We start from the raw sequence: 26,401 nt of genomic DNA on the forward strand, positions 1-26,401 counted from the left end.
ATACTCTCCTTGATTTAGGCTTTGAAAACCAAGGGAGAAAATTTTCTCTCTAATATTTTGTTTATATCGCGTTAAAAATATACTGGTTTTCAAATAATTTTTAAATTTTCCTCCCCAAATCTTTTTTTCAAAATAGAAACAAGCTCCGAATCCGGTTCTACCCAGAGTTCCCTGTCAAGCCTGAACTTCTTTCTCTCCTTCTTTGTGCATAAATATACGGGCATATTGCCTTTAAAATTTGAAAATATATTTTTAACATCCTGCAGGGCATTTTTTAAATCCCCCTGGTTCCCGATTAAGATATAAAGTTTATCTATATCCACCCTTACCAGAGGTTCTATAGTTTCACAGAGAAGCTTGGGCTGTTCTTCCTCCCTGACACTTACCCTGCCCTTTGCTATAATCATGGAATCATCATAAATCAGGTTCCTGAATTTTTGAAATACCTTTGGAAATATTATTATTTCCATAATACCATAAAGATCTTCCAATTTTGCAAAAGCCATCATATCATTGTTTTTGGTTATTTTTTTGGACACTTCAGAAAGTATTCCTCCAATTATAACCCTGTCACCATCTCTTGCCTTTATTTCTTCCGCAAAACCCTCTTCCAGAGTTTTCACGCTTACTATGTCGGATATCTTCGTATCCGTCTGAAGTTCTAAAGTCCTGGCATATTCATCAAGAGGGTGTCCTGAAAGATACAAACCTGTCATTTCCTTTTCCAATGCAAGCATATCCGTCTTTCTAAACTCTCCTATTTTGGGGTAATGTATTTTTACACCATTATCTTCAATTTGCGAAAACAAGCTGACCTGCCCTTTTATATTTTTCTTTCTGGAATTTATCACGCTGTCAATTACTTTCTCATGAACTGCCACCAGCTGGGATCTATACACATTGAAGCAGTCAAAAGCTCCTGCTTTTATAAGGCTTTCCACAACCCTCTTATTTATTGAACTCACATCTATATTATTGCAGAAATCAGTTAAATCCTTAAATTTTCCATGATGCAGCCTGGACTTGACTATACTGTCTATTATATTTTCACCTACATTTTTTACAGCAGACAATCCAAATCTGATACTTCCATTTTCCACTGTAAATTTAGCACAACTTTGATTTATACTTGGCGGCAGTATTTCTATTTTTACACTTTTTGCAAACCTTATATAATAGGCAACTTTTTCACTGTCACCTTTTACACTGTTCAACATGGCTGCTGTAAATTCAACTGGATAATAATACATTAAATAGGCAGTTTGAAATGCCACAACTGCATAAGCTGCTGCATGGGATTTATTAAATGCATAGGATGCAAAGTCAATCATGGAATCAAATATTTCATTGGCAATACTCTCGGATATGCCATTTCTTATACAGCCTGGAACTTGAATCTCTCCATTGTCATCCACTATTCCATATACAAAATTATGCCTTTCCTCTTCCATGACATGATGTTTCTTCTTGGACATGGCACGTCTTACCAGGTCACTTCTCCCCATGGAATACCCTGCCAAATCCCTTACAATCTGCATTACCTGTTCCTGATATACCATGCATCCATAAGTAACAGAAAGAATATGCTCCAGCTGGGGGGTTATGTATTCCACTTCATGGGGATTATTTTTATTTTTAATATACTTTGGTATTTCAGACATAGGTCCTGGTCTGTAAAGGCTTATTCCTGCTATTATATCCTCCAGTGAATCCGGCTTCAATTCCTTCATAAATGAAGTCATTCCAGGAGACTCCAGCTGAAATACCCCTGTGGTCTTTCCCTGGCCTATCATATTGTATATGGCCTTATCATCATAATCTATATTATCCAAATCAATTTCTTCACCCTTATCCTGTTTTACCATATCCACTGCATCTCTAAGTACAGTTAATGTGCGAAGGCCCAAAAAATCCATTTTTAAAAGTCCAAGCTCCTCCAAGGTATTCATGGTAAATTGAGTTACTATATTGTCCTCATTTCTTTGAAGGGGCACGTAATTCACAAGAGGCCTTGAAGCTATTACAACTCCTGCTGCATGGGTGGAAGTATGTCTTGGAAGTCCTTCCAGAACTTTCGCCACATCTATAAGTTCCCTTGTCCTGGGCTCACTGTCATAGGCTTCCTTAAATTCGGGATTCATTTCAAGTGCCTTATCTATGGTTATATTTAAACCCGAAGAAAGCTTGGGAATCATTTTAGCTATTCTATCCACTTCTCCATAGGAATAACTCATGGCTCTTCCCACATCTCTTATGACTGCCCTGGCTGCCATGGTTCCAAAGGTCACAATCTGGGAAACATTATTTTTTCCATACTTTTCTACAACATAATCTATAACCTCTCCACGTCTTTCATAACAAAAGTCACTGTCAATATCGGGCATGGAAACCCTTTCCGGATTTAAAAACCTTTCAAAAATAAGATTGTATTTTATAGGATCTATCTTGGTAATTCCGAGGGTGTAGGCAACTATGGAACCTGCACCGCTGCCCCTTCCAGGTCCCGTCATAATTTTATTTTCCCTTGCAAATCTTATAAAATCCCAGACTATGAGAAAATAATCCACATATCCCATGGTCTTTATTACACCCAGTTCATATTCCAGCCTGCTTTTTAATTGGTCAGTTATGTGGTCATACCTTTTTTCAAGACCTTCATAACACAAATTCCTCATATAATCATAGGGATCTGTCCCCTCAGGAAGGGTAAACTTAGGAAGCTTGGATTTATGAAATTCATAGTCAAAATTACACTGCTCTGCTATCTTAACCGTGTTTTCCAGTGCCTCCGGCACATTTGAAAACATCTTATACATTTCTTCAGGAGATTTTAAATAAAATTCATCTGAGGGATATTTCATCCTGTTCTCTTCATCTACAGTTTTTCCAGTTTGTATGCAGAGCAAAATATCATGAGCTGTATAATCTTCTTTCCTTATATAGTGAACATCATTGGTAGCCACCAGTGGAATATGAAGCTCCTTAGACATGGATATAAGCTGCTCATTTATTTTAAGCTGCTGCTCTATGCCATGATACTGAAGTTCAAGATAGAAGCCGTCTTTAAAAGTATCCTTATAAAAAAGTGCCGTATCCCTTGCAGTCTTCAGATCATCCCTTAATATACTGGACTGTACTTCGCCGCTCATACAGGCACTTAATGCTATTAGTCCTCTGCTGTGGGATTTTAAATAATCATGATCCACTCTTGGTTTATAGTAAAACCCTTCTATAGAAGCAGTGGAAACTATCTTCATTAGGTTTTCATATCCCTCTTGGTTTTTTACAAGAAGCACAAGATGATAGTTTTCATTTCTGCCGTTATTTTGTTTTACATGCATATCTCCCTGCGACACATATATTTCACACCCTATTATAGGCTTGATTCCCTGAGCCCTGGCCTCTTTATAAAAATCCACACATCCATACATAACTCCATGATCCGTTATTGCCATGCTGTCCATTCCCAGCTCCCTGGCTCTTGCTATAAGTTCCGGAATCTTGGCTGAAGAATCCAGAAGAGAATATTCCGTATGTTGGTGCAAACTCACCCATTTGCATTTTCCCTCCATAATCAAATCACCTTCTTATCATTCTTGCAGATAAAATACATTTTCCCACTATATCCTTACTGACATCAAACATGTCAACTTCCACTTTACAATAATTTATGCCTTCATCTATTGTATTTACGTATATATCAATTTCACTGTCAACCTGCACAGGTTTCATAAAATATGTATTTATAATGTCAACCAAAATATTGGCATTATTTTTTTGTCTCAAAATCATGACTGCCACAGTTGACAACAACATATTCAGTGTACTCCATGAAGCAGTACCTATGGGATCCAGCATTTCGGGGGTTACTTTCCCGCTGAAATGTGCCACATTATCCTCAATCTTGAATTCAAATTCTTTTAGTATGGAATCTTCAAGAGTCTCTCCCGCCTGAGGCTGTCTTGCCATATATTGAAGTGCCTTTATCACATCTCTTCTTGTTATAACGCCTGCCAGTTTTTTACTCTTTACTACCGGAAAAAGCTCTATGCCCTCCCAGCCCATTATGTGTGCTGCATAAGCCACTGTAGTTTTAGGAGTCACTGTAATGGGATCCTTGTGCATTATCCTGCCTATCTGCTCAGTATCTGTCTGATGATCTGACAAATCCTTTAAGGACACAATTCCCACCACTTTTTTGTCACCGTCTACTACAGGATACCTCTCATGTTTAACTTCCTGCATTATTTTTTTCCACTTTTCGACTGTATCTGTAATTTCCAGGTAACAGGGATTATCTTCCACTATATCTTCTACAAGAACTATATCCTTTTTTATCAGGTTTTCTGAAATTGCCCTGTTTATCATACTAGCTACAGTAAAGGTATCATAACTGGTGGATATTATAGGAAGACATTTTTCATTTGCCAGGCTTTTTATTTCATTGCTGCATTCAAAACCTCCGGTTATAAGAACACCTGCATCATTTAAAAGCGCAAGTTTTTGTGCCTCTTCCCTGTTTCCTATTATAACCAGACAGTCCTTCCTTATATATTCCTTCATGGCTTCTATGGTCATTGCCCCTATTATAAAGCTGTGAAGTATTTTATGTATTCCATTTTTACCTCCCAGCAAACTTCCATCCACCACATTTATCAATTCACCATAAGTTAATGCCTCTATGTTTTTCTTTTCAACTTTCTCTACTCTAATGGTCCCCACCCTTGGAATGGTAGTAACTATCCCCAGAGTATCAGAATCCTTTATAGCCCTGTATGCTGTTCCATCGCTGACACCTAATTCACTTGCCACACTTCTAACTGAAATCCTAGTGCCGACTTCCAGTGAAAGTATATACTTTATTATATCTTCATGCTTCGACATATACTCTGTTCCTACCTTTCTTTTCTAAGTTCTCCTGCTATTTTTTCAATTCTTCTCAATCTATGATTCACTCCCGATTTACCTACCTTGGGATCCAGCATTTCACCCAATTCCTTTAAAGACTCATCTGGATAATTTAATCTCAATTCTGCAATTTCCCTTAAATTTCTAGGGAGTCTATTCAATCCTATTTTCTTTTCTATGAGTTTTATGCTTTCCACCTGTCTTACGGATGCATTAACAGTTTTACTTAAATTTGCAGTTTCACAGTTCACAAGCCTGTTAACATTATTCCTCATTTCTTTTACTATTCTTATATTCTCTAAATTTAAAAGTGCAGAATAAGCTCCTATTATACTTAAAAGATCTACTATCTGTTCTCCTTCCTTAATATACACTATAAAACTGTTTTTTCTCTGTATTACCTTGGAATTCAAGCCATATTCATTTATAAGGTGACTTAAATCCCCTGCATATACCTCATTGTGAGTTACAAATTCCAGATGGTAAGTTTTTTCCGGATTACTGATACTTCCCCCTCCCAAAAAAGCCCCTCTTATATACGCTCTTTTAAGCAAATCAGTTTTCACCATGTTTTCCGGTATACTGTAATCCAATGAAAATATATTTTCTTCCTCTTTTAAAATTCCCACTTCTTTCAGCAGTGACCTGACATTTTCATCTTCTGTTATAATTATCTCATACACATTATTTTTTTTTAAGGAATTGCTTTTTTTAACTAATATTTTTGTATGTATGTTGAATTTATTTTTTAATATTTTAAAAAGGAATCTAGTAATTGCCGCACTTTCCGTAATTATCTTAAAACTAAATTTCTTGATGCGGCCTAAAAGTAAAGTTCCACTTACTTTCATTATCGCGGATAATTCTGCTGCGGCTTCTTCTCTGCTCATATCCGTATACCTGCAAACCTCATTTTTTACCTTTAATGAAAACGACATATCTATTCTCCCATTTATCTCTTCATTTCCTTTAATCTCTCTGATAGATAGAAATATTCTATTATCTTCTTTCTATCATACAAGAGTTTTTTATCCATAATAGTTTCTATTAATATAGAAGCTAATTTTTCAGAATTATGTCTTATCAATCCATTGTTAATACTTATAAAATCCCCTTCTATTACCCTTACTCCAAGTGAAGAAATCAGCTCTTCATTTATTTTGACCAGATGGGATTCTTCCTCTTTATATTTTCCTTCCAGTTCCCTGTCTATCTTACCTACATTTACAATTACATAATCCATTATACCGCTGCCTATATGATCAAAAATAGCTTTTATATGATCTTCCACGGAAAAACCGTCAGTTTCGCCAGGCTGAGTCATTATATTTGATACATAAAGTCTTATGGCACTGGTATTTCGCACAGCACCAGCTATATCCCTGACTAAAAGATTGGGAATTACGCTGGTATAAAGACTGCCCGGTCCCAATATTACCGCGTCTGCTTCCAGTATGGCATCCACTGCTTCCTTTAAAGCCCTGGCATTTTCAGGTTCTATAAATATCTTGTCTATACTACTATTCTGTGCAATAGCCTGCTTGGGAATATTGGATTCTCCCTCCACAATGGATCCATTTTTAAGTTTTGCTTTTAAAACCAAATTATCCAGGGTAACAGGCATCACCTTTCCCGTTACTGCGAGAACAGAACTCATTTTATGAACAGCTTCCTCGAAATTTGCCGATATTCCATCCATAGCTGCCAAAAATAAATTTCCAAAACTCTGGTTCTTCAATCTCCCATCCTTGAACCTGTACTGGAGCAAATCCTCCATAAGCGGTTCTGTATCTGCAAGAGAAAGTATACAATTCCTTATATCTCCAGGGGGAAGCATACCCAGATCCTCCCTCAAGTCACCGGAGCCTCCTCCGTCATCTGCTACAGTCACTATTGCAGTTATGTTTGAAGTGTAATACTTAAGCCCCCGGAGCATGGTGGAAAGTCCGGTACCGCCGCCTATGGCCACAATCTTGGGTCCCTTCACCAAAAGACGTTTTTCATATATGAGGTTTTCCAACTTTTTGGAGTCCAGAGATACACTTAAATATCCTTTATTTATTAAAGCTATTATAGAACGCATTCCCTGAGTTATAGAAATATATACTACGAAAATTCCCGATATAATTAAAAATATATAAAAGGAGATATAGTAAAAACTGTAAAACCTCCTATTTACAAATTCTATAACTCCAAATATTATAAACAACACCCCCATAGCCCCAAGCATAACCCATCTTTTAACCTTTATGCCGGGTCTAAGCCAATCTGCAATCCTCATAGTTTTTTACCACCTTTATTATTTATATCCTCTTCAATGTCTCTGTGGTCTATATTGACTTTGTGTCCATTGGCTTTTAACCTGCTGTAAATAGCATTTGCAATAGTGACAGAACGATGCCTTCCTCCTGTGCATCCTATGGATACAATGAGCTGTCTCTTACCTTCTTTTAAATAATTGGGAATTAAAAATTCCAGCATATCCTCCAGCTTATCTATAAATACCAGTGTTTCCGTGAAATTCATTATATAATCTATTACGGGTTTATCCTTTCCCGAATAACTTTTTAATTTAGAAATATAGAAAGGATTTGGCAGAAACCTTACATCAAACACCAAGTCTGAATCCACGGGTATACCGTATTTGAATCCAAAAGAAAGCACCGTTATCATCAATTGTGTTTCAATCTGACCTTCCTCTGAGTATATTTTTGTTATTTCTTCCCTCAGTTCCCTGGTTGCAAGCTTTGAAGTATCTATTATATTATCCGCCCTGTCTTTTATATTCCTAAGTCTGTTTCTTTCCATAAGTATTCCCTTCAAAATTCTTCCATCAGGAGCCAGTGGATGTTTTCTTCTTGACTCTTTAAATCTTTTAACAAGTACTTCGTCTGAAGCATCTAAAAATAATATTTCATATTTATATCCTTCTCTTTTTATATAATTCAAGCTTTCAAATATATCATCAAAAAACTGTCCTCCCCTTATATCTATTACTAAAGCTATTTTATCTATCCTGCCATCTGTTTGATAACAGGCCTCTGCAAATTTAGGTATAAGGGTAGGGGGCAGGTTATCTACACAAAAAAATCCCAAATCCTCTAAATTTCTCACTGCCTGAGTTTTTCCAGCTCCGGATAGTCCTGTCACTATAACAAATCTCATAGCTGCATCCCTCCACCAACAATATTTAGCATTTTTACTTTTTTTTAATTATAGCACAATGAATTATAAGAATAAATATGGCTTAAAAAGGAGAATCAAGTGCAGTTCGGGCACCAAAATTCTCCACTTGCTTACAAAAATTTTGTATTTTAGTCTTCTCCTATAATTCTAACCTCAGTATAAAGATTCACATCAAATTTTTCTTTTACTCTGCGCTGTACAATACCTATTAAATTTAAAATATCCCTGGCAGTAGCATTGCCTCTATTTATTATAAATCCTGAATGTTTCTGAGAAACCTGGGCATCTCCCACATTTTCACCTTTAAGCCCGCTGTCCTCTATTAATTTAGCGGCAAAATGGCCCACCGGTCTTTTAAAAGTACTGCCTGCAGATGCATATTCCAGGGGCTGTTTCTCACTTCTTCTTCTATTTAAATCATCCATACGGTTTTTTATCTTTTCATATTCTCCGTTTTTTAAATTGAATGTCACTTCCAAAACGGTGTATCCATACATTAATATAGAACTAATCCTATATCCCAATTTCAATTCCTCTTTATTCAATATCTTCACTTCTCCGCCATCATCTATGATCTTCGCACTTTCTATTGTATTAGAAATTTCCCCGTTATAAGCACCTGCATTCATAGTAACTGCCCCACCTACACTTCCTGGAATTCCACAGGCAAACTCAAGTCCTGTCAAACTGTTGTTCAAAGCTTCTGTTGAGATTTTTTTTAAAGATGTTCCGCTTCCTGATGTGATTTTATTTCCCTGAACTTCAATGTTATTTAATTTTATAAGTTTAATTATTATGCCTCTTATTCCGCCATCCCTCACAAGTAGGTTGGAACCATTCCCCATTATAAAAAAGGGTATGCTGTCTTTCTTGCATAAATTTATAACATCTATCACCTGTTGAAAGCTTTTGGGGGTAATCAGTATATCTGCAGGCCCGCCTACCCTAAAAGAAGTATGATTCTTCATGGGTTCATCTATTTTTACATCCTCTTCATCCAATATTTTTTCTAGCTTTATAGCAAAATTTTTAAACTTATTCATTATAAATATTCTCCTCGAAATTTAAAATTAAGTATTATATTTAGTATAATGTATGTATACTCCTTAATCAAGAACTACATGTTCATGTATATTACATTTTACCCATTAAGTTGAAATATACTAATTTTTACTATTTTTGAAATAAAAAATTATATTTTCTGCTGTATGCCTATCTATGGATGGTGTAGCCACCAGTTCCTCCAAATTTGCACTTTTTATATTCTCTATACTTCCAAACCTTTTTAAAAGTGACTTTCTTCTGGCTGTTCCCACATTTGGGATATCTTCAAGTACGGAATGAAGCACTCTCTTGTTTCTAAGACTTCTGTGGTATGCTATGGCAAATCTATGAACCTCATCCTGTATCCTGGCAATAAGCTTGATTACATTAGAACTGTGACCTATGAGAAGTTCTTCATTGTTGTATATAAGGCCTCTGGTTCTATGTCTGTCATCCTTTACCATTCCACACACCGGTATATCTATATTAAACCCTTTCAATACTTCAAGAGCTACATTTATCTGCCCTTTTCCTCCATCCATGAGGATTAAATCAGGAAATACACAAAACTTCCCCGCACTTAACTCCAGATTTCTCTCCTTTATCTTCTCTATTTCCTCCAGTCCATGTTTAAACCTTCTTTCAAGTATTTCCCTCATGCTGTCATAATCATTGGCTCCCGTTACAGTGTTTATCTTAAATCTCCTATAATCACTGTTTTTAGGTCTTCCATTTTCAAACACCACCATTGTACCTACTGAATCCACCCCTTGAATATTGGATATATCATAGGCCTCTATTCTATGTGGAATGTCCTCCAGCTTAAGCACTTCAGAAAGTTCCTCAAGAGAGGTATGATACAGTTTTTTATCCTGAATAAATTTTAACTTGAAATTTTGCAGCATGGTTCTGGCATTTTTTTGTACTAAATCCAGGGTTGCCCTTTTATCACCCTTCAGCGGTATTTTAATATATACATTGGAACCTTTCTTCATGCTGAGCCAATCTCCCAGCAATTCAATATCATCCACTTCAGGAACATATATGGTCTTGCCTATATAAGCCGCACCTCCGTAAAACTCCTTTATAAAATTTGCCATTATTTCACTTTGGGGCAAATCCACTGTATTTTCTACAATAAAATGCTCTCTGCCGATTATTTTCCCGGATCTCAAAAAGAATACCTGCAGACAGCTGTCTTTCCCATCAGAGTATATGTTTATAAAATCTTCATTTTCAAAACCAACCGTAGTTATCTTCTGCTTTTCAATAACTTTTTGTACAGCAAGTATCTTATCTCTCAGTTCTGCTGCTTTTTCAAATTCAAGGTTTTCTGAAGCAGAATTCATGTCAGCTTTCAAATTTCTTATTATATCCTTGTTTTTTCCGGATAAAAAATCTATGACTCCATCCACTATGCTTCTGTATTCTTCTTTAGTTATATGTGCTTCACAAGGGGCCCTGCAAAGACCTATATAATAATTCAAACAGGGTCTTGCCTTTTTCTCCCCTTCTTTTATGGAAAACCTGCAGGTCCTTATGGGAAATATTTTTTTTATAATCTCCATAGTCTCATACACAGAAGAAGGACTTATATAAGGTCCAAAATACTTTGATCCGTCCTTTGCCACAGTTCTGGCATATATTATCCTTGGGAAATCTTCATTTACGGTTATCTTTAAAAAAGGATATCTTTTATCATCCTTCAGAAGTATATTGTACCGCGGCCTGTACTTTTTAATAAGGTTGCATTCCAAAATAAGAGCTTCCATCTCTGAATCCGTTACGATATACTCAAATTCAGAAATATGTCTGACCATGGCCTTTACCTTTTCAGAATGATTTTTTGAGTTCTGGAAATATTGCCTGACTCTGTTTTTTAGAATCTTTGCCTTACCCACATATATGATTTCCCCCAAAGAATTTTTCATTAAATATACTCCAGGTCTATCTGGTAATACCTTTAACTGATATTGAAAATCAAACACCGAATTCACTCCTAAAACTATTTATAAAATATAACCGGAAGTCTGTATATTGTAAACAAAAGTCCAAATATCATCAAAAGCTCTTCTATTGCAGAACCAACTTTGGAGTTGCTTCTATAGGTGAGAGGCAATTTGATTTTCTTGCTTTTAAAAGGATAAAATAGTGGTACTCCCTTATTTGTAACCATATCACAGAGCAAGTGCATACCATAGCCTATCATAAAATAATACACCAGATAGTGTATATTATACATATTACCCAGATATCCCACAATAAAAGAGAACATTATCATACCAGTCAAACTGTGAGTCAGACCGCTTCTATGAGAAGATACCGCTATTATCAAAAAGGATATGCCAATAGCTTTGATTATTGGAGAATTGGTATATAAATAATCATACCAGATAAGTGTTACTCCCACACAACCATATAGAATAACTTTGGTAAGTTTATTTTTGAAAGGAAGCACATACTTGTTTATCATGCTTTTAGGATGATCTACATCCGGCAGTATGGATGCAAAGGTCACCAATAATAACCCCATATAATTAAATTTTCCCGGAAGCATATTGTAAATGGATAAATAAGTAATTATCCCCATACCTGCATGAGTTTTACCCTTCATATTTTCTCCTTTTTAACTGTCATAATATTAGACAATTTTCATCCCTGTAATTTCAATAACCCCTTTATTGACTATATTATAACATTAAATTCAGAATAACTTTGCATTTTACAACAAAATTTCCCGGGTAATTTATTCAATTCACAACTCACAATTCACTGCTATAGTTGGAGTTTACTTTCTCAGCGCTGTTCCCATAACTTCCGAAGCTATGGAAGCGGCTAATTTACCTCCCTGTCCTCCATTTTCTACAATTACTGCCACAGCTATCTGTGGATCATCATAAGGTGCAAAGCCTATAAACCAGGAATGAGGAGGTGAATTTTTCCCCAGAGATTCATTATCTGCGGTTCCTGTCTTTCCGGCTACCTGTATTCCATCTACGGAAGCATTAATCCCCGTTCCCGATTCTACAACAGATCTCATAAGATCCTTCATGGTATCTGCCGTACCTGTAGAAATCAACTGTCCCACCTGCTCCTGCTGTATACTTTTTACTTCTTCTCCCGTACTTGTAAGTACATCACTTACCAAATGAGGTTTCATCAAGATTCCATCGTTTGCTATGGTACTTGTAATCACTGCCATCTGGAGGGGACTTGCCAAATCACTGCTCTGTCCTATGGCACTTTGAGCTATACTTCCCTTTTCATAGGATTTAAGTGCTGGAAATTTACTTGGTTCTACAGGTATACCATCTGTTGGAATTTCCTTGTTAAAAAACAACTTTTCTGCAGTCTGCTTCAATTTGTCATTACCAAGTTCAATTCCCAGTGAACCAAAATACACATTGCTGGAATGAGTATAAGCATCTTTGAAATTAATATTTCCAAGAACTTCTCCATCAAAATTGTGCAGTGAATATCCTCCTCCAAGAGGCAGCTCGCCAGTATCCTGAAAATATCTGTTCTGAACACCAGGTATATTTTCCAGAGCGCTTATAGCAGTTACAGTCTTAAAAGTGGAACCAGGAGGGTACAGCCCTGCTGTGGCTCTATTTAAAAGAGGCTTGGTGGTATCTTCATTTAACTGCTTCCAGGTATTTTGCAGATCATTGGGATCAAAGGAGGGTTTTGACACCATGGCCAATACTTCACCTGTCTTAGGATTTAAAGCTACAACCGCCCCTCTGTTATCACCCAATAAATCATAAGCCTTCTGCTGGGTATCTAAATCCAGTGTAGTCTTCAGGCTGTATCCAACCTTTTTTTGAACCTTGCCTTTGTTTGCAATAAAACTCTTTATGCTGTCCTGGATATTTGAATACATCAATTCCTCATCATATTTTCTTTCAAGACCTGTAATCCCATATTTAATGTCCACATATCCCAGTACATGGGCAAACATTGCCCCTCCTGTATATTCTCTTTTTTGAGTTTCTGCATTTATTGGTTCACTTTTAGTAAGCGCATTTCCATTTCTGTCATATATGGTTCCCCTAAGCACTTCATTTCTTTTTATCCACAGTCTTCTGTTGTAAGTACTGTCTACTATTTGCGGGCCTGTTATCATTTCAAAATAAGTCATGTAGGATATAAGTGCTACAAAGCATATTAAAAAAACCAGCATTACTTTTTTTATATTACCCAATATGTTATTCATGACGCTACCTACCCTCTTCTGATATCTTCTGAATTATACCCAGTGAAAAAAACGTTATTAACATGGAGCTTCCGCCCCTGCTCACAAGAGGCAGCGTTATACCCGTAAGTGGAATTGCATTCATCACACCGCCCACTATTACCAATACCTGTGATGCAATCATGGCACTATATCCCACGGCCAGGAGTCTCGAAAATTCATCATTTCCATATACTGCAGCTCTCATGCATCTGTAGAACAATAAAAAATACAATATTATTATAGCAAACCCAATCAGTATACCAAGTTCTTCACAAAGCACTGCAAATATGAAATCCGTAGTATTTATGGGCACATATTCAGGATGACCCAATCCCAGCCCCGTTCCCGTAAGTCCTCCAGATGCTATAGAAAACATGGATTGAACAACTTGATAACTTTGATCATTTGCATAGGGCCAGGGGTTTTTCCATATCATAACCCTGGTTCTCACATGGGCAAACAATTTATAACTGAGCACAGCTCCTGCTGAAGATAATAAGAAGCAGATTATTACATACTTGAACTTGGAAGTGGCTATATAGAGCATGGTTACAGCTATTCCGAAAAATATAAGGGCGGATCCCAAATCTTTTTGAATTACCATAAATGCAAGAGATGCCATTACCACCAGTGCAGGCATTATGAGATTTTTAAAATTTTTAAAATCCTTCAGCTCAGAAGCTAAGTATGCCACTAAAAACAGTTTCCCAAATTCCGACGGCTGAAATTGAAATCCGGCTAAATCCACCCAGTTTCTAGACCCATTTACTTCAGTTCCTGCAAAACTGCCCATTCCCATAAATATCATGGTAAACACCAGGTATATGTATTTATATTTGCTGAATCTGCTGGTATCAGGCATTAGAACCACAATGAGTATAAATCCTGTAACCCCTATTGCAAACCAAATTATCTGTTTGATTGCAACTGTCATATTTATTCTGTACAGCATAACCATACCTATAACTGACAATATACTGGAAAAAATAAATATATATTTATCTCCATCGGAAAAAAATTTTCTTATTACAAAATAAGAATATCCTATAAGCAAGCAAGTTACCAGTGCCATTATCATGGCACCCTTATCAAAAGGTTGTTTTATTACTGCCAAATTAAAAAAACATATAAAGCACAGAAGGTATGTATACCTCAATAATTTTTTTTCATCCTTACTAGTGTCCAATACTTTCACCACCCACCTATTTACAGCAATTTTATAAGAATCCATAAAATCACCGAATACCGCATATAAAAGTTATTTTAATAAATTTATTATATGACCTTAAAAGATGTATTTCCTATTCTGATTTCATCTCCAGAATCCAGATAATGTTTTCCCCTAAGTTTTTTGCCGTTTAAAAGAGTACCATTAGTGCTTTCCAGATCCTCCAATATACAATCTTTTCCGTTTTTTATATATATTCTTGCATGATGTCCTGATGCATAGGGGTCTTCCAATATGAGCTGATTATCACTTTTCCTGCCCACGGTTATTTCCCTTCTCACTGGAATCACAGCACCCTTTCTAAGATTTGAACTTTTGCCCGGATTCACCACTTCAAGTCCAAAGGATTTTCTGCTTGCACTCCTAGGTCTTCTGCTTCCAACTTTTATATCCTTATACATTATTCTCAATGCCCAAAATATTATAATATAAACTATACCTATGATTACAATTTTAAAAATCATACTCAATTTACTCAGATCCATTTAAAAGTATCCTCCTTAACACATAGAAAGACTAGCATTATAAGTGTGCCTATGCTAGCCTCTATATAAATTATAACATTTTTTTTAAGTATTGTCCCGTATAAGAGCTCTTATTTTCGGCTATTTGCTCTGGAGTACCGGTACAAATAACAATACCACCTTTTTCCCCGCCTTCAGGTCCAAGATCAATGATATAATCCGCACACTTTATAACATCCAAATTGTGTTCTATAACTACCACTGTATTACCTATATCCACAATTCTCTGAAGTATATTTATAAGCTTGCTTACATCATCTATATGAAGCCCTGTAGTAGGTTCATCCAATATATACAGTGTCTTTCCCGTACTTCTCCTGGATAATTCATAAGCCAGCTTAATTCTTTGAGCTTCACCTCCAGATAGTTGTGTGGAGGGCTGACCCAATTTAATGTATCCAAGCCCTACATCCATCAATGTCTGTAATTTATTCTTTATTCTAGGTATATTCTGAAAGAATTCCAGGGCTTCTTCTACAGTCATATTCAGTACATCATCAATATTCTTATTCTTGTACTTTACTTGAAGGGTTTCCCTGTTATATCTTTTCCCCTTGCACACTTCACAGGGCACATATACATCTGACAAAAACTGCATCTCTATTTTTATTATTCCATCACCACTGCAGGCCTCACATCTGCCGCCCCTCACATTAAAACTGAATCTTCCAGGTTTATATCCTCTCATCTTAGACTCAGCTGTATTTGAAAATACTTCTCTTATTATATCAAATACTCCTGTATAAGTGGCAGGATTTGATCTGGGAGTCCTCCCTATAGGACCTTGATCTATATTTATAATTTTGTCTATATTCTCTATTCCCAAAATACTTTCATAAGCCCCTGGATTGTCCCTTGAATTGTTCAACTTCTTATGCAGGGCTTTATACAATATCTCATTTACCAAAGTGCTTTTTCCCGAACCAGATACACCGGTAACACAATTAAATATTCCCAGTGGAAAATCCACATTTATATTCTTCAAATTATTCTGCCTGGCTCCTATTACTTTTATATATTTTCCACTGCCCTCTCTTCTGTACTCTGGGACCTCTATTTTTTTTCTGCCTGTCAAATACTGCCCCGTTATGGATCTCTTACAATTCATAATATCTGAAATAGGTCCTGCTGCAACTACCTCTCCACCGTGTTCTCCTGCCCCGGGTCCTATATCCACTATGAAGTCTGCCTGTTTCATGGTATCTTCATCATGTTCCACAACTATAAGGGTGTTTCCCAAATCCCTTAAATGCTTCAATGTGGCAATAAGCCTGTCATTGTCTCTCTGATGAAGCCCTATACTGGGTTCATCCAATATATAAAGCACCCCTACCAGTCCGGAGCCTATTTGTGTTGCAAGTCTTATTCTCTGGGCTTCTCCTCCTGACAGAGTTCCAGCTGTTCTTGAAAGAGTCAAATAATCCAGGCCTACGTCTATTAAAAATTCAAGCCTGCTGTTTATTTCTTTAAGCACCTGATCACTTATAATCTTATCCTTTTCCGACAGATTTATCTCTTTAAAAAATTTCAGCTCATCTTTTATAGACATGCTGCAGAATTCAAATATGTTCTTTCCTCCCACTGTAACAGACAGTGCACCTGGATTCAATCGAGCTCCCTTACAGGCCGGACATGGATTGTCGCTCATATAATTTTCTATTTCCTTTTTTATATAATCGGAATTTGTGTCCATGTATCTTCTCTTTAAATTATTCACTATACCTTCAAAGGAATGATTGAATTCCATTATTCTATTTTCCTTTTTATATTTGACTCTTATCTTCTCTCCCCGCAGTCCATATAAAAGTATATCCAAAACCTTGGGACTGAGTTTTTCTATGGGGGTATTCAATTTAAACCTGTATTTGCCGGAAAGGGCCTTTAGTATGCTGAAAGTCCAGGAATCTTCTTTCAAGCTTCCTTCTCCCCAGGGTATGACAGCTCCCTCCAAAATACTCTTTTTCCTATCAGGTATGACCAGATTGCTGTCTATCTCCAGTAAAGTTCCCAGTCCGTCACAGGTGTCACATTTTCCAAAAGGTGAGTTGAAGGAAAAGGTTCTGGGGGTAATTTCCTCCATACTTATGCCGCAATCAGGACATGCAAACTTTTCACTGAAAAGCATATCTTCCCCATCTACAACATTTATTATAACCACACCATCTGACAATTTAAGTGCAGTTTCTATGGAACCTGCCAGTCTGCTCCTTATTTCCTCCTTGATTATAAGTCTGTCTACTACTACTTCAATGGTATGTTTTTTATTCTTCTCCAGTTTTACTTCCTCATCTTCAAGATCCACTATATCCCCGTCAATTCTTGCCCTTACAAATCCACTTTTCACTATGTTTTCCATTACTTTTACATGCTCGCCTTTTCGTCCCTTTATTATTGGTGAAAGTACCTGTATCCTGGTTTTTTCAGACATGCTCATAATTCTGTCTACCATCTGATCCACAGTCTGCTGACTTATTTCCTTGCCGCACTTCGGGCAATGAGGTACACCTATACGTGCATACAAAAGTCTCAGATAATCATATATTTCAGTAACCGTCCCCACTGTAGAGCGGGGATTCCTGCTGGTTGTCTTTTGATCTATGGATATGGCAGGTGACAATCCTTCAATATATTCCACATCCGGTTTATCCATCTGGCCTAAAAACTGCCTGGCATAGGCAGACAATGATTCCACATACCTTCTCTGCCCTTCTGCATATAAAGTATCAAAGGCCAATGAGGATTTCCCCGATCCTGAAAGACCGGTAAAAACTATTAATTTGTCCCTTGGTATGGTTAAGCTGATATTTTTCAAATTATGGACTTTGGCACCTTTTATAACTATGCTATCTTTCATTGGTTTAACTCCTTAGGTATTTTAATTCTCTTTACACAGGTTTCTTATTTTTCTGTTTCTTCAAGGTTGTTATTATATCTCTTAATTTTGCAGCTTCTTCAAATCTAAGTTCCTTAGCTGCTGATCTCATCTGCTTTTCATGGCTTTTTATAAGCTCATCTATTTTTTCATTATCTGCTTTTACAGCCTCTTTCAAACTATTATATTCCTGTTTCTCTTCTAAAACCATAGTTGATTCTATAACTTCCCTGATATCCTTATGGATAGTTTGTGGTATAATACCATTTTTTTTATTATAGTCCATTTGTATTCTTCTTCTTCTTTTAGTCTCACCTATGGCCTTATCCATGGAATTTGTAACAGTATCCGCATACATTATAACCCTGCTTTCAGAATTTCTGGCTGCTCTTCCTATAGTCTGTATGAGAGATCTTTCCGATCTTAAAAACCCTTCTTTATCCGCATCCAAAATGGCAACCAGCGCAACTTCAGGTATATCAAGTCCCTCTCTTAAAAGATTGATTCCCACTAAAACGTCAAATTCACCTTTTCTCAAATCTCTTATTATTTTCATTCTATCTATAGTAGTTATACCGGAATGAAGATATCTTGCCCTTACATTCATATCCTTAAAATAATCCGTCAAATCCTCCGCCATTTTTTTTGTAAGAGTGGTGACAAGAGTTCTGTAACCACGGGCAGCAGTTTCCTGTATGCTGTTGTAAAGATCATCTATCTGTCCCTTAATAGGTTTTACTATAATTTCCGGATCCAAAAGTCCAGTAGGTCTTAATATCTGCTGAACTACATTTTGGGAATGTTCTAATTCATAGTCTGAAGGAGTGGCACTTACAAACACAACCTGATTTATTTTCTTTTCAAATTCCTGAAATTTGAGAGGCCTGTTGTCATAAGCAGATGGCAGTCTGAATCCATACTGCACCAGAGAATCTTTTCTGGATCTGTCTCCTGCATACATGGCCTTCACCTGTGGAAGTGTAACGTGACTTTCATCTATAAAAAGCAAAAAATCTTTTGGAAAATAATCTATGAGAGTCTGGGGAGGACTTCCCTTTGCTCTTCCGTCCAATATTCTGGAATAATTCTCAATCCCACTGCAATATCCCACTTCCCGCATCATTTCTATATCAAAATTAGTTCTCTGTTTTAATCTCTGAGCCTCAAGCAGCTTATCCTGGGATGTAAGTTCCACAAGTCTGTCTTCAAGTTCTTCCTCTATTTTTCTTACAGCTATTTCAAGTCTTTCCTTGGAAGTTGCAAAATGGGATGCAGGAAATATGGAAACATGATTTCTAATTCCAATGGTTTTTCCCGTGAGAACATCAAATTCTCTTATCCTATCAATTTCATCTCCAAAAAACTCCACCCTTATTCCATGATCCGTAGATGAAGCCGGAAATATATCCACTATATCCCCCTTTACTCTAAAGGTCCCCCTTATAAAATTTATATCATTCCTTTCATATTGTATTTCCACTAATTTTTTCAGCACATCATCCCTGTTTTTTATCATTCCCGGCCTTAAGGACAATGTCAGTTTCTTATACTCTTCCGGATTACCAAGTCCATAAATACAGGATACGGAAGCCACCACTATTACATCTCTTCTTTCAAGAAGGGCAGATGTGGCTGAATGTCTTAATTTATCAATCTCATCATTTATTGATGCATCCTTTTCTATATAAGTATCCGTCTGAGGTATATAAGCTTCCGGCTGATAATAATCATAATAAGAAACAAAATACTCTATGCTGTTTTCAGGAAAAAATTCTCTAAATTCCGAGCACAGCTGTGATGCCAGTGTCTTATTATGAGCAAGTACAAGGGCTGGCTTTTGCACTTTTTGTATTATATTTGCCATGGTAAAAGTCTTTCCCGAACCAGTTACACCAAGCAACGTCTGAAATTTATGTTTTTTTAAAATACCTCTTGTTATGTTATCTATAGCTTCAGGCTGATCACCTGTAGGTTTAAACTTAGAATGTATTTTAAATGTTCCCATTTTTTCAATCATCCTTATCTTTATTTTTTATCTTATCCAGTACATCAGAAAATTTATTTTTATCCAGCTTTACCACCATGCTGTCGGGCGGTATTTTTCTTGGTACGAATACTATTCCCAATTTTTTATCACTGTTCATTTTGCTATAACTGACCTGTTCAAAATTCCCAGCTGCCTTTTTCACTTTAAACCATATAAAACTTGAACATTCCCTAATAACCTCTGCTATTTTATCCTCATCTTCAATTTTTTCATTGTTAATTTCCACCAGTAAATCTCCGCTTTTAATTCCCATTTCATTAGCTGGAGAACTGGGTGCCACTGCAAGTACCATAATGCCTTCACTGGTACTTATGTACTTTGGTTTTCCCTTGGTTTCCAGATATCTCTGCAGCATTATGACTCCCTCATGAGCTATTGGAGCAAATATCACTACTAAAAATTTAAACCAGATATTTAAAACCGCAAGCTGTGCCATGCCCAGCAGGGCAATACTGTATCCCATTGTGAGCCCGCCTGATATAAAGGACTTTTCTTTGGTGTTTCTTGTAAAAGTTACACTGTTATATCCCATTACTGCATAAAATGGTATTAAGGATAATACTGCACTTTTTAAAATATTATATGGTATGGAACCATTTATCAGGGGCCACCATCCAGGAACAGATACCTGCCATGAGCTGCCTATCATGGATTTATTGTGAATGATAAAAAATATGGCCACTGGAATTGTCCAATATCTTTGTAGAGCGAATCCTCCTACTATACTTCCATTTTTACTTGAAAAAACAGGAATTGCCCCTGTTTTCCCGTCCAGTATAATCAAAACTCCCTCTACAAAATGCAGTATAGCCACCATGCTCATAAGTGCCACTACATCTATTTTTAAAAAATCCAGACTTGGAATATTGAAGGTCTGTGCCGACATTGCCAATACAAGGCTTAAAAACCCCAATATTGCTCCAGAATAAGAAAAGCATATAAATCTCAAGTTGAAAAACATAAAAACTATAGATGCTAAAAATATTAAATCCACAGCTGAATTCTCGTCAAAAACTATCCCTAGATAGGACATAATAACACTTGCCAGTATACCTCCAAAAATTCCTATTACAATTTGAGATATTGTGAGTTCAAAAGGAGAATTAATCCCTTCCCCAATTATCATTTTCTGCATTATAACTGTCTGTTTATTTTTCCTATATAATGTAAACACCAAAATAGCTAGAACTAACACCAGATATGGCTCTGTTAGTGCAAAAGCTATAGATTTCAACGTGTACAATAATATCATTAAAACTAATTCCCCTCTCCATAAACTAAGTTAGACAGAATTTACCTGCCTAACTTAAAATCCCAAATATATTATAATTATATATTCATTAATCGTCAAAGTTATTTCAAATTCTATTTTATTTTACTTTTTGCTATATCCAAAGCTTTATTAAATTGCGGATCTTTGTTTCTATCATAAGGGGAACTTTTGAGGGTTTCCGGATATACCACTTTTACATCAGGTTTTATTCCCTTTTTGTGTATATTCTCACCATTCGGAGTATAGTATTTGGATATGGTGACTTTAAGTGCAGTACCATCTCCCGTATCCAGTACGGTCTGCACAACTCCCTTTCCATAAGTCTTTTCTCCCACTAAAGTTCCAAGTTTATAATCTCTCACTGCTCCTGAAAATATTTCTGAAGCACTGGCTGTATTTCCATTGGTAAGTATGGTCAAAGGTAGGTTGTTAAAATTCCCGCCTTTTGATTTATATTCCTTTTTATTATTATATTTATCTACAGTTGAAACTATTACTTTGTCCTTCGGTACAAAATTGGAAACCATGTCTACACATTGATCCAGGAGTCCACCTGGATTATCTCTTAAATCTACAATCAAAGACTTCATTCCCTGATCCTTCAATTTATCCAATTGATTCTTAAAACTTTTAGCCGTGTTTTCGTCAAACATGGATACTTGAATATACCCTATGTTACCTTGAAGCATTTCACCAGTTACTGTAGAAATATCTATTTTCTGTCTATTGACCTTTACATCAAAACTGCCCTTGTTTTTCCTATACAATGTAAGAGTGACCTCTGTATTTTCCTCACCTTTCATAAGGGATACAGCTCTATCCACATCCTTTCCGCTTACAGCAGTTCCATTCACCTTCTGAATTATATCATTTACAATTATTCCGGCCTTTTTTGAAGGCGAGTTGTCAAATACACCTGCTATCACAATATTGTTATCCTTTGTTATAACTTGAACACCTATGCCGCTGTAATTTCCTTCAGTCTGAACATTAAAATCATCATATTCCTTTTTATTCATAAATACAGTATATGGATCATTTAATGATGAAGTCATGCCCTTGATGGCTCCCTCCACCAATGTATTGTCATTTATGGGTCCATCATAATATTTATATATCTGATTTCTAACCTCAAATAACTTTGAAAACTCTCCTATTACATTCCCCTGAGTACTTCTTATAAAACTAGTAGTTCCAAACATTGTAAGAATATTTGTCACAAGTACAACAACCACAGTCCAGATTATCCACTTTTTCCTATTCTTCAAATTATCCACCTCGTTTTCTGAAACATTCACTACACTATATAGTATTTATGTAAATCTTAAATAATTATAACACTAAAAAAAATAAATTTGCAGAAATATTTATAAATACTTTATAATACAGTTATAAAGCTAAGGGTTGTTTCAAAATAAATTTTGAAACAACCCTTCTCAAGTTAACAGCTGCTATATCAATTTAAACATTTAAAAATTTTCTAATAGACATTACACTTCCTGCTGCACCTATGATTATACCCGCCAGGACAAACAAGCCCAAAATACTGGTAATTACATACTGCGGACTTAACAATTGCATCATTATAAATGCAGATGCCGCCTTGGCATAGACTATCCTGTAGATATAATACAGTACCACATTGGAAATTACTGCTCCAATTACACCTATTATAATACCTTCTATAATAAAAGGCCACCTTATGAACCAATCCGTAGCTCCAATATATTTCATTATGCCTATTTCTTTTCTCCTGGAATAAACTGTTATCTTTATGGTATTTGCTATTAAGAACAATGAAACTCCAATGAGCATTATAAATATAATACTTCCTGCCCACTTTATAGTCCTGGTTATAGTTATAATTTTGTCTACAATGCCTCTGCCATCCTGAATGCTGTATATCCCCGGCATTCCCTTTATGCTGTTCACTATCTGTGAGATAATTTCCGGATTATCAACCTTAACTATATATGAACTTGGAATTGGATTATCCTTATCCAATCCTTCCACCAACGATTTATTCTGATCTCCCAGTTGGTTTTTAAATTTACTCAGTGCCTGGGATTTTGTTTCATAATCCAGACTAACTATCCCATCTACACTCTTTATCTTATTTTCAATATTTCTTTTTTGCAGCGTGGTTACATTATCCTGCAAATAAACTTTTACTTCTACCTTGGATTGTATCTCCAATATTCCCTGCTTTATATTCAGCATTGTAAGCATGGATATGCCGAATATAAAAAGTGTAGCCGCCACTGTAGCTGCTGCTGCTATACTTATAGTCTTATTTCTCTTCAAACTCCTAAATGCATCCTTTATAAAAAAACTCATGGTGTTAATCCTCATAGCCGTATGCACCCCTTTGCTCATCTCTTACTATAATACCTTTTTCTATTGCTACAACTCTTTTTCTCATGGAATTTACTATATTGCTTGCATGGGTTGCCATTAATACTGTTGTTCCGGCCTGATTTATATCATTTATAGTGTCCATTATATCCATTGAAGTATCCGGATCCAAATTTCCTGTAGGTTCATCTGCTATTAGTATGGATGGATTATTTACTATGGCCCTTGCCAGGGAAATTCTCTGCTGTTCTCCTCCTGAAAGCTCATGTGGAAAGGATTTATATTTATTAGCCAATCCAACCAATGACAATACAATAGGAACCTTTTTTCTTATTTCTCTTGAAGGAGACTCAATGACCCTCATTGCAAAAGCTACATTTTCATAAACATTGAGAGTGGGTATTAACCTGAAATCTTGAAAAACGACTCCTAATTTTCTTCGATATAAAGGTATCTGGCTTCTCTTTAAATTCGTAATATCTACATTATTAACTATAATACTTCCAGTTGTAGGTTCAATTTCCTTTAAAATAGTCTTCACAAATGTAGTTTTTCCCGCACCGCTAGGCCCAACTAAAAACACAAACTCTCCTTTTTGAATATCTAAATTTATATTAGACAATGCAAATATGTTGCTGTTGTAAACCTTGCTCACGTTTTTAAACTGTATCATCTAAACCTCTCCTTATACTTAACAAGTTTCTACGCTTGTACATTACAAAAACCATTATATCATAATAATTAAAAAAACCAAAAGTTAATTATATGAAATTATTATTAATAAAGGGGTGTTATACAAATTGCATATAACACCCTTATCATATCTATTTTAAGGTCAATCCCTTTTTAACAGCCTTCACTATATGGTCCCCAGTCAATCCATAAGCTTTTAAAAGTTCTCCCGGCTTTCCACTTTCTCCAAAAGTATCTTTTACTCCTACCCTTATAACCGGTGTAGGCATATTTTCGCTTAAAACCTCACATACAGCAGATCCCAATCCGCCAATAATACTGTGCTCTTCTGCTGTTACAACCACACCAGTTTGTCTTGCAACTTTGACTATGGCCTCTTTATCTATAGGCTTTATGGTATGAATATTTAAAACTGATACCTTTATTCCTTCTTCTGCCAGGGTATTATAGGCATCCAATGCCGCATCAACCATTATTCCCGTGGCTATGACAGCTGCATCTTTTCCTTCTCTCAGTTTTACAGCCGTTCCAATCTGAAACTTGTAATCCTCATTGTCATTTATAACAGATACCTTGGATCTTCCAAGTCTAATATAGCAGGGACCCTTCATTCCCGCTGCGGCTTTAACTGCAGCTTCTGTTTCCACTGCATCGCTGGGGCAGATAACTGTCATATTGGGTATACTCCTCATAAGTGATACATCTTCTATGGACTGATGAGAAGCTCCATCTTCTCCTACAGTAATTCCTGCATGAGTAGCGCATATCTTCACATTTAAATTTGGATAGCATATGGAATTTCTTACCTGTTCAAAAGCTCTTCCAGTTGCAAACATGGCAAAAGTGCTTACAAAGGGTATTTTATCACAGGTGGATATTCCAGCTGCTGCTGCCATCATATTGGCTTCTGCTATTCCCATATCCATAAATCTTTCCGGATATGCTTTTTTAAATCCGGCAGTTTTGGTGGATTTTGAAAGATCTGCATCAAAAACCACTATTTTTTCATTTTCAGCTCCCAATTCCACCAGAGCTTTTCCATAAGCTTCCCTAGTTGCTATTTTATTTGGCATTATTTTTCACCTCCTATATCCTTTAATGCTTCTTCACATTGTTCCATATTAGGTGCCGAACCATGCCATCCTACCTGATTTTCCATAAAGGATACTCCTTTTCCCTTAATAGTCTTGCAGACTATTACAGTTGGTTTGTCTTTAGTTGATTTTGCTTCTTCAACAGCATCTATGAGCTGCCTGAAATCATGTCCATCAGCTTCTATAACATGCCATTTAAATGCCTTGAATTTGTCTCCAATAGGATAGGCAGACATAACCTCTTCACAGGTACCATCTATCTGAAGTCCATTGGCATCTACAAAAGCCGTCAAATTGTCCAGCTTATAATGAGCTGCAGCCATAGAAGCTTCCCAGACTTCGCCTTCTTCAAGTTCCCCGTCTCCCAATAAAGTATAAACTCTATAATCCTTCTTATCAATTTTACCGCCCAATGCCATTCCCACAGCTGCAGACACTCCCTGTCCCAAAGATCCTGTAGACATGTCAACTCCAGGAACCTCATTCATATTGGGATGTCCTTGAAGCATTGATCCCAGCTTTCTAAGGGATTTCAATTCTTCTACGTTAAAATATCCCCTTCTGGCAAGAGCACTGTACAGTACAGGGGCTGCATGCCCTTTTGACAATACAAATCTATCTCTATTTAAATCTCTAGCCTTTTCCGGATCAATGTTCATTTCATAAAAATATAATGTAGTTAGAATTTCCACTGCAGACAGCGAACCACCTGGATGACCTGAACCAGCCTTGGTCAGCATCTTTATTATGTCTTTTCTTATAATTGACGCAATTTCTTTAAGCTCTTCTATGTTTTTCTTCACAACTTCAACCTCCTACTATACTACTATGAAAACTATAATTTCATTTTAACACAAAATCTTATTTTAAAATATACGAAAGACATAAAACTTTGCCCCTGTGCTCTTAACACCGGGGCTTATAATCAACAATAAAAACC

At 36.3% G+C, this 26,401-nt stretch carries 19 protein-coding genes; all 19 read right to left on the bottom strand.

What is annotated here, in order from left to right; translation table 11 throughout:
* Positions 1-89: 89 nt before the first annotated feature.
* Entirely contained in the window at positions 90-3,572 is a 3,483-nt protein-coding gene (locus ACYUJ6_RS14940; protein ID WP_461843494.1) for a DNA polymerase III subunit alpha, read from the bottom strand.
* Between the two features lie 7 nt (positions 3,573-3,579).
* Positions 3,580-4,884: a DRTGG domain-containing protein gene (locus tag ACYUJ6_RS14945; protein ID WP_461843495.1), complete on the bottom strand. Its 1,305-nt coding sequence runs from the start codon at positions 4,882-4,884 to the stop codon at positions 3,580-3,582.
* Between the two features lie 11 nt (positions 4,885-4,895).
* On the bottom strand, positions 4,896-5,846 hold the full coding sequence (gene whiA / locus ACYUJ6_RS14950) for a DNA-binding protein WhiA (RefSeq protein WP_461843496.1): 951 nt from the start codon (positions 5,844-5,846) through the stop codon (positions 4,896-4,898).
* 14 nt (positions 5,847-5,860) lie between these two features.
* Entirely contained in the window at positions 5,861-7,189 is a 1,329-nt protein-coding gene (locus ACYUJ6_RS14955; RefSeq protein ID WP_461843497.1) for a gluconeogenesis factor YvcK family protein, read from the bottom strand.
* Complete coding sequence (rapZ, locus tag ACYUJ6_RS14960) at positions 7,186-8,073, bottom strand: RNase adapter RapZ (protein ID WP_461843498.1); 888 nt, start codon at positions 8,071-8,073, stop codon at positions 7,186-7,188. Before rapZ ends, ACYUJ6_RS14955 begins: the two co-directional genes overlap by 4 nt.
* Before the next feature lie 149 nt (positions 8,074-8,222).
* Positions 8,223-9,137, bottom strand: coding sequence for a UDP-N-acetylmuramate dehydrogenase (gene murB / locus ACYUJ6_RS14965; RefSeq protein ID WP_461843499.1), 915 nt, complete (start codon positions 9,135-9,137; stop codon positions 8,223-8,225).
* A gap of 120 nt (positions 9,138-9,257) precedes the next feature.
* A complete protein-coding gene (gene uvrC / locus ACYUJ6_RS14970) occupies positions 9,258-11,126 on the bottom strand; it encodes an excinuclease ABC subunit UvrC (RefSeq protein WP_461843500.1) in 1,869 nt (622 codons plus the stop codon).
* 17 nt (positions 11,127-11,143) lie between these two features.
* Complete coding sequence (locus ACYUJ6_RS14975; protein ID WP_461843501.1) at positions 11,144-11,752, bottom strand: metal-dependent hydrolase; 609 nt, start codon at positions 11,750-11,752, stop codon at positions 11,144-11,146.
* A gap of 174 nt (positions 11,753-11,926) precedes the next feature.
* The gene (locus tag ACYUJ6_RS14980) at positions 11,927-13,354 is read right to left on the bottom strand and encodes a peptidoglycan D,D-transpeptidase FtsI family protein (protein ID WP_461843502.1); all 1,428 of its coding nucleotides are present in this window, start codon (positions 13,352-13,354) and stop codon (positions 11,927-11,929) included.
* 4 nt (positions 13,355-13,358) lie between these two features.
* Complete coding sequence (locus ACYUJ6_RS14985; RefSeq protein ID WP_461843503.1) at positions 13,359-14,561, bottom strand: FtsW/RodA/SpoVE family cell cycle protein; 1,203 nt, start codon at positions 14,559-14,561, stop codon at positions 13,359-13,361.
* A gap of 89 nt (positions 14,562-14,650) precedes the next feature.
* The gene (locus tag ACYUJ6_RS14990) at positions 14,651-15,088 is read right to left on the bottom strand and encodes an FHA domain-containing protein (protein ID WP_461843504.1); all 438 of its coding nucleotides are present in this window, start codon (positions 15,086-15,088) and stop codon (positions 14,651-14,653) included.
* Positions 15,089-15,158: 70 nt separating this feature from the next.
* Positions 15,159-17,981, bottom strand: a complete 2,823-nt coding sequence (uvrA, locus tag ACYUJ6_RS14995; protein WP_461843505.1) for an excinuclease ABC subunit UvrA — start codon at positions 17,979-17,981, stop codon at positions 15,159-15,161.
* Positions 17,982-18,012: 31 nt separating this feature from the next.
* Positions 18,013-20,004, bottom strand: a complete 1,992-nt coding sequence (gene uvrB, locus ACYUJ6_RS15000; RefSeq protein ID WP_461843506.1) for an excinuclease ABC subunit UvrB — start codon at positions 20,002-20,004, stop codon at positions 18,013-18,015.
* Between the two features lie 4 nt (positions 20,005-20,008).
* Complete coding sequence (locus tag ACYUJ6_RS15005) at positions 20,009-21,298, bottom strand: PDZ domain-containing protein (protein WP_461843507.1); 1,290 nt, start codon at positions 21,296-21,298, stop codon at positions 20,009-20,011.
* A 113-nt stretch (positions 21,299-21,411) separates the two neighbouring features.
* Positions 21,412-22,587: a S41 family peptidase gene (locus tag ACYUJ6_RS15010; protein ID WP_461843508.1), complete on the bottom strand. Its 1,176-nt coding sequence runs from the start codon at positions 22,585-22,587 to the stop codon at positions 21,412-21,414.
* Between the two features lie 193 nt (positions 22,588-22,780).
* Positions 22,781-23,671 (bottom strand): permease-like cell division protein FtsX, encoded by an 891-nt coding sequence (gene ftsX, locus ACYUJ6_RS15015; protein WP_461843509.1) that lies wholly within the window; start codon positions 23,669-23,671, stop codon positions 22,781-22,783.
* On the bottom strand, positions 23,661-24,347 hold the full coding sequence (gene ftsE, locus ACYUJ6_RS15020) for a cell division ATP-binding protein FtsE (protein WP_461843510.1): 687 nt from the start codon (positions 24,345-24,347) through the stop codon (positions 23,661-23,663). The genes ftsX and ftsE overlap by 11 nt, the downstream gene beginning before the upstream one ends.
* 151 nt (positions 24,348-24,498) lie before the next feature.
* Complete coding sequence (locus tag ACYUJ6_RS15025) at positions 24,499-25,440, bottom strand: transketolase family protein (protein WP_461843511.1); 942 nt, start codon at positions 25,438-25,440, stop codon at positions 24,499-24,501.
* Positions 25,440-26,264: a transketolase gene (locus ACYUJ6_RS15030; protein ID WP_461843512.1), complete on the bottom strand. Its 825-nt coding sequence runs from the start codon at positions 26,262-26,264 to the stop codon at positions 25,440-25,442. The genes ACYUJ6_RS15025 and ACYUJ6_RS15030 overlap by 1 nt, the downstream gene beginning before the upstream one ends.
* Positions 26,265-26,401 lie beyond the last annotated feature (137 nt).

The organism is Clostridium sp. JNZ X4-2, from assembly GCF_054889485.1.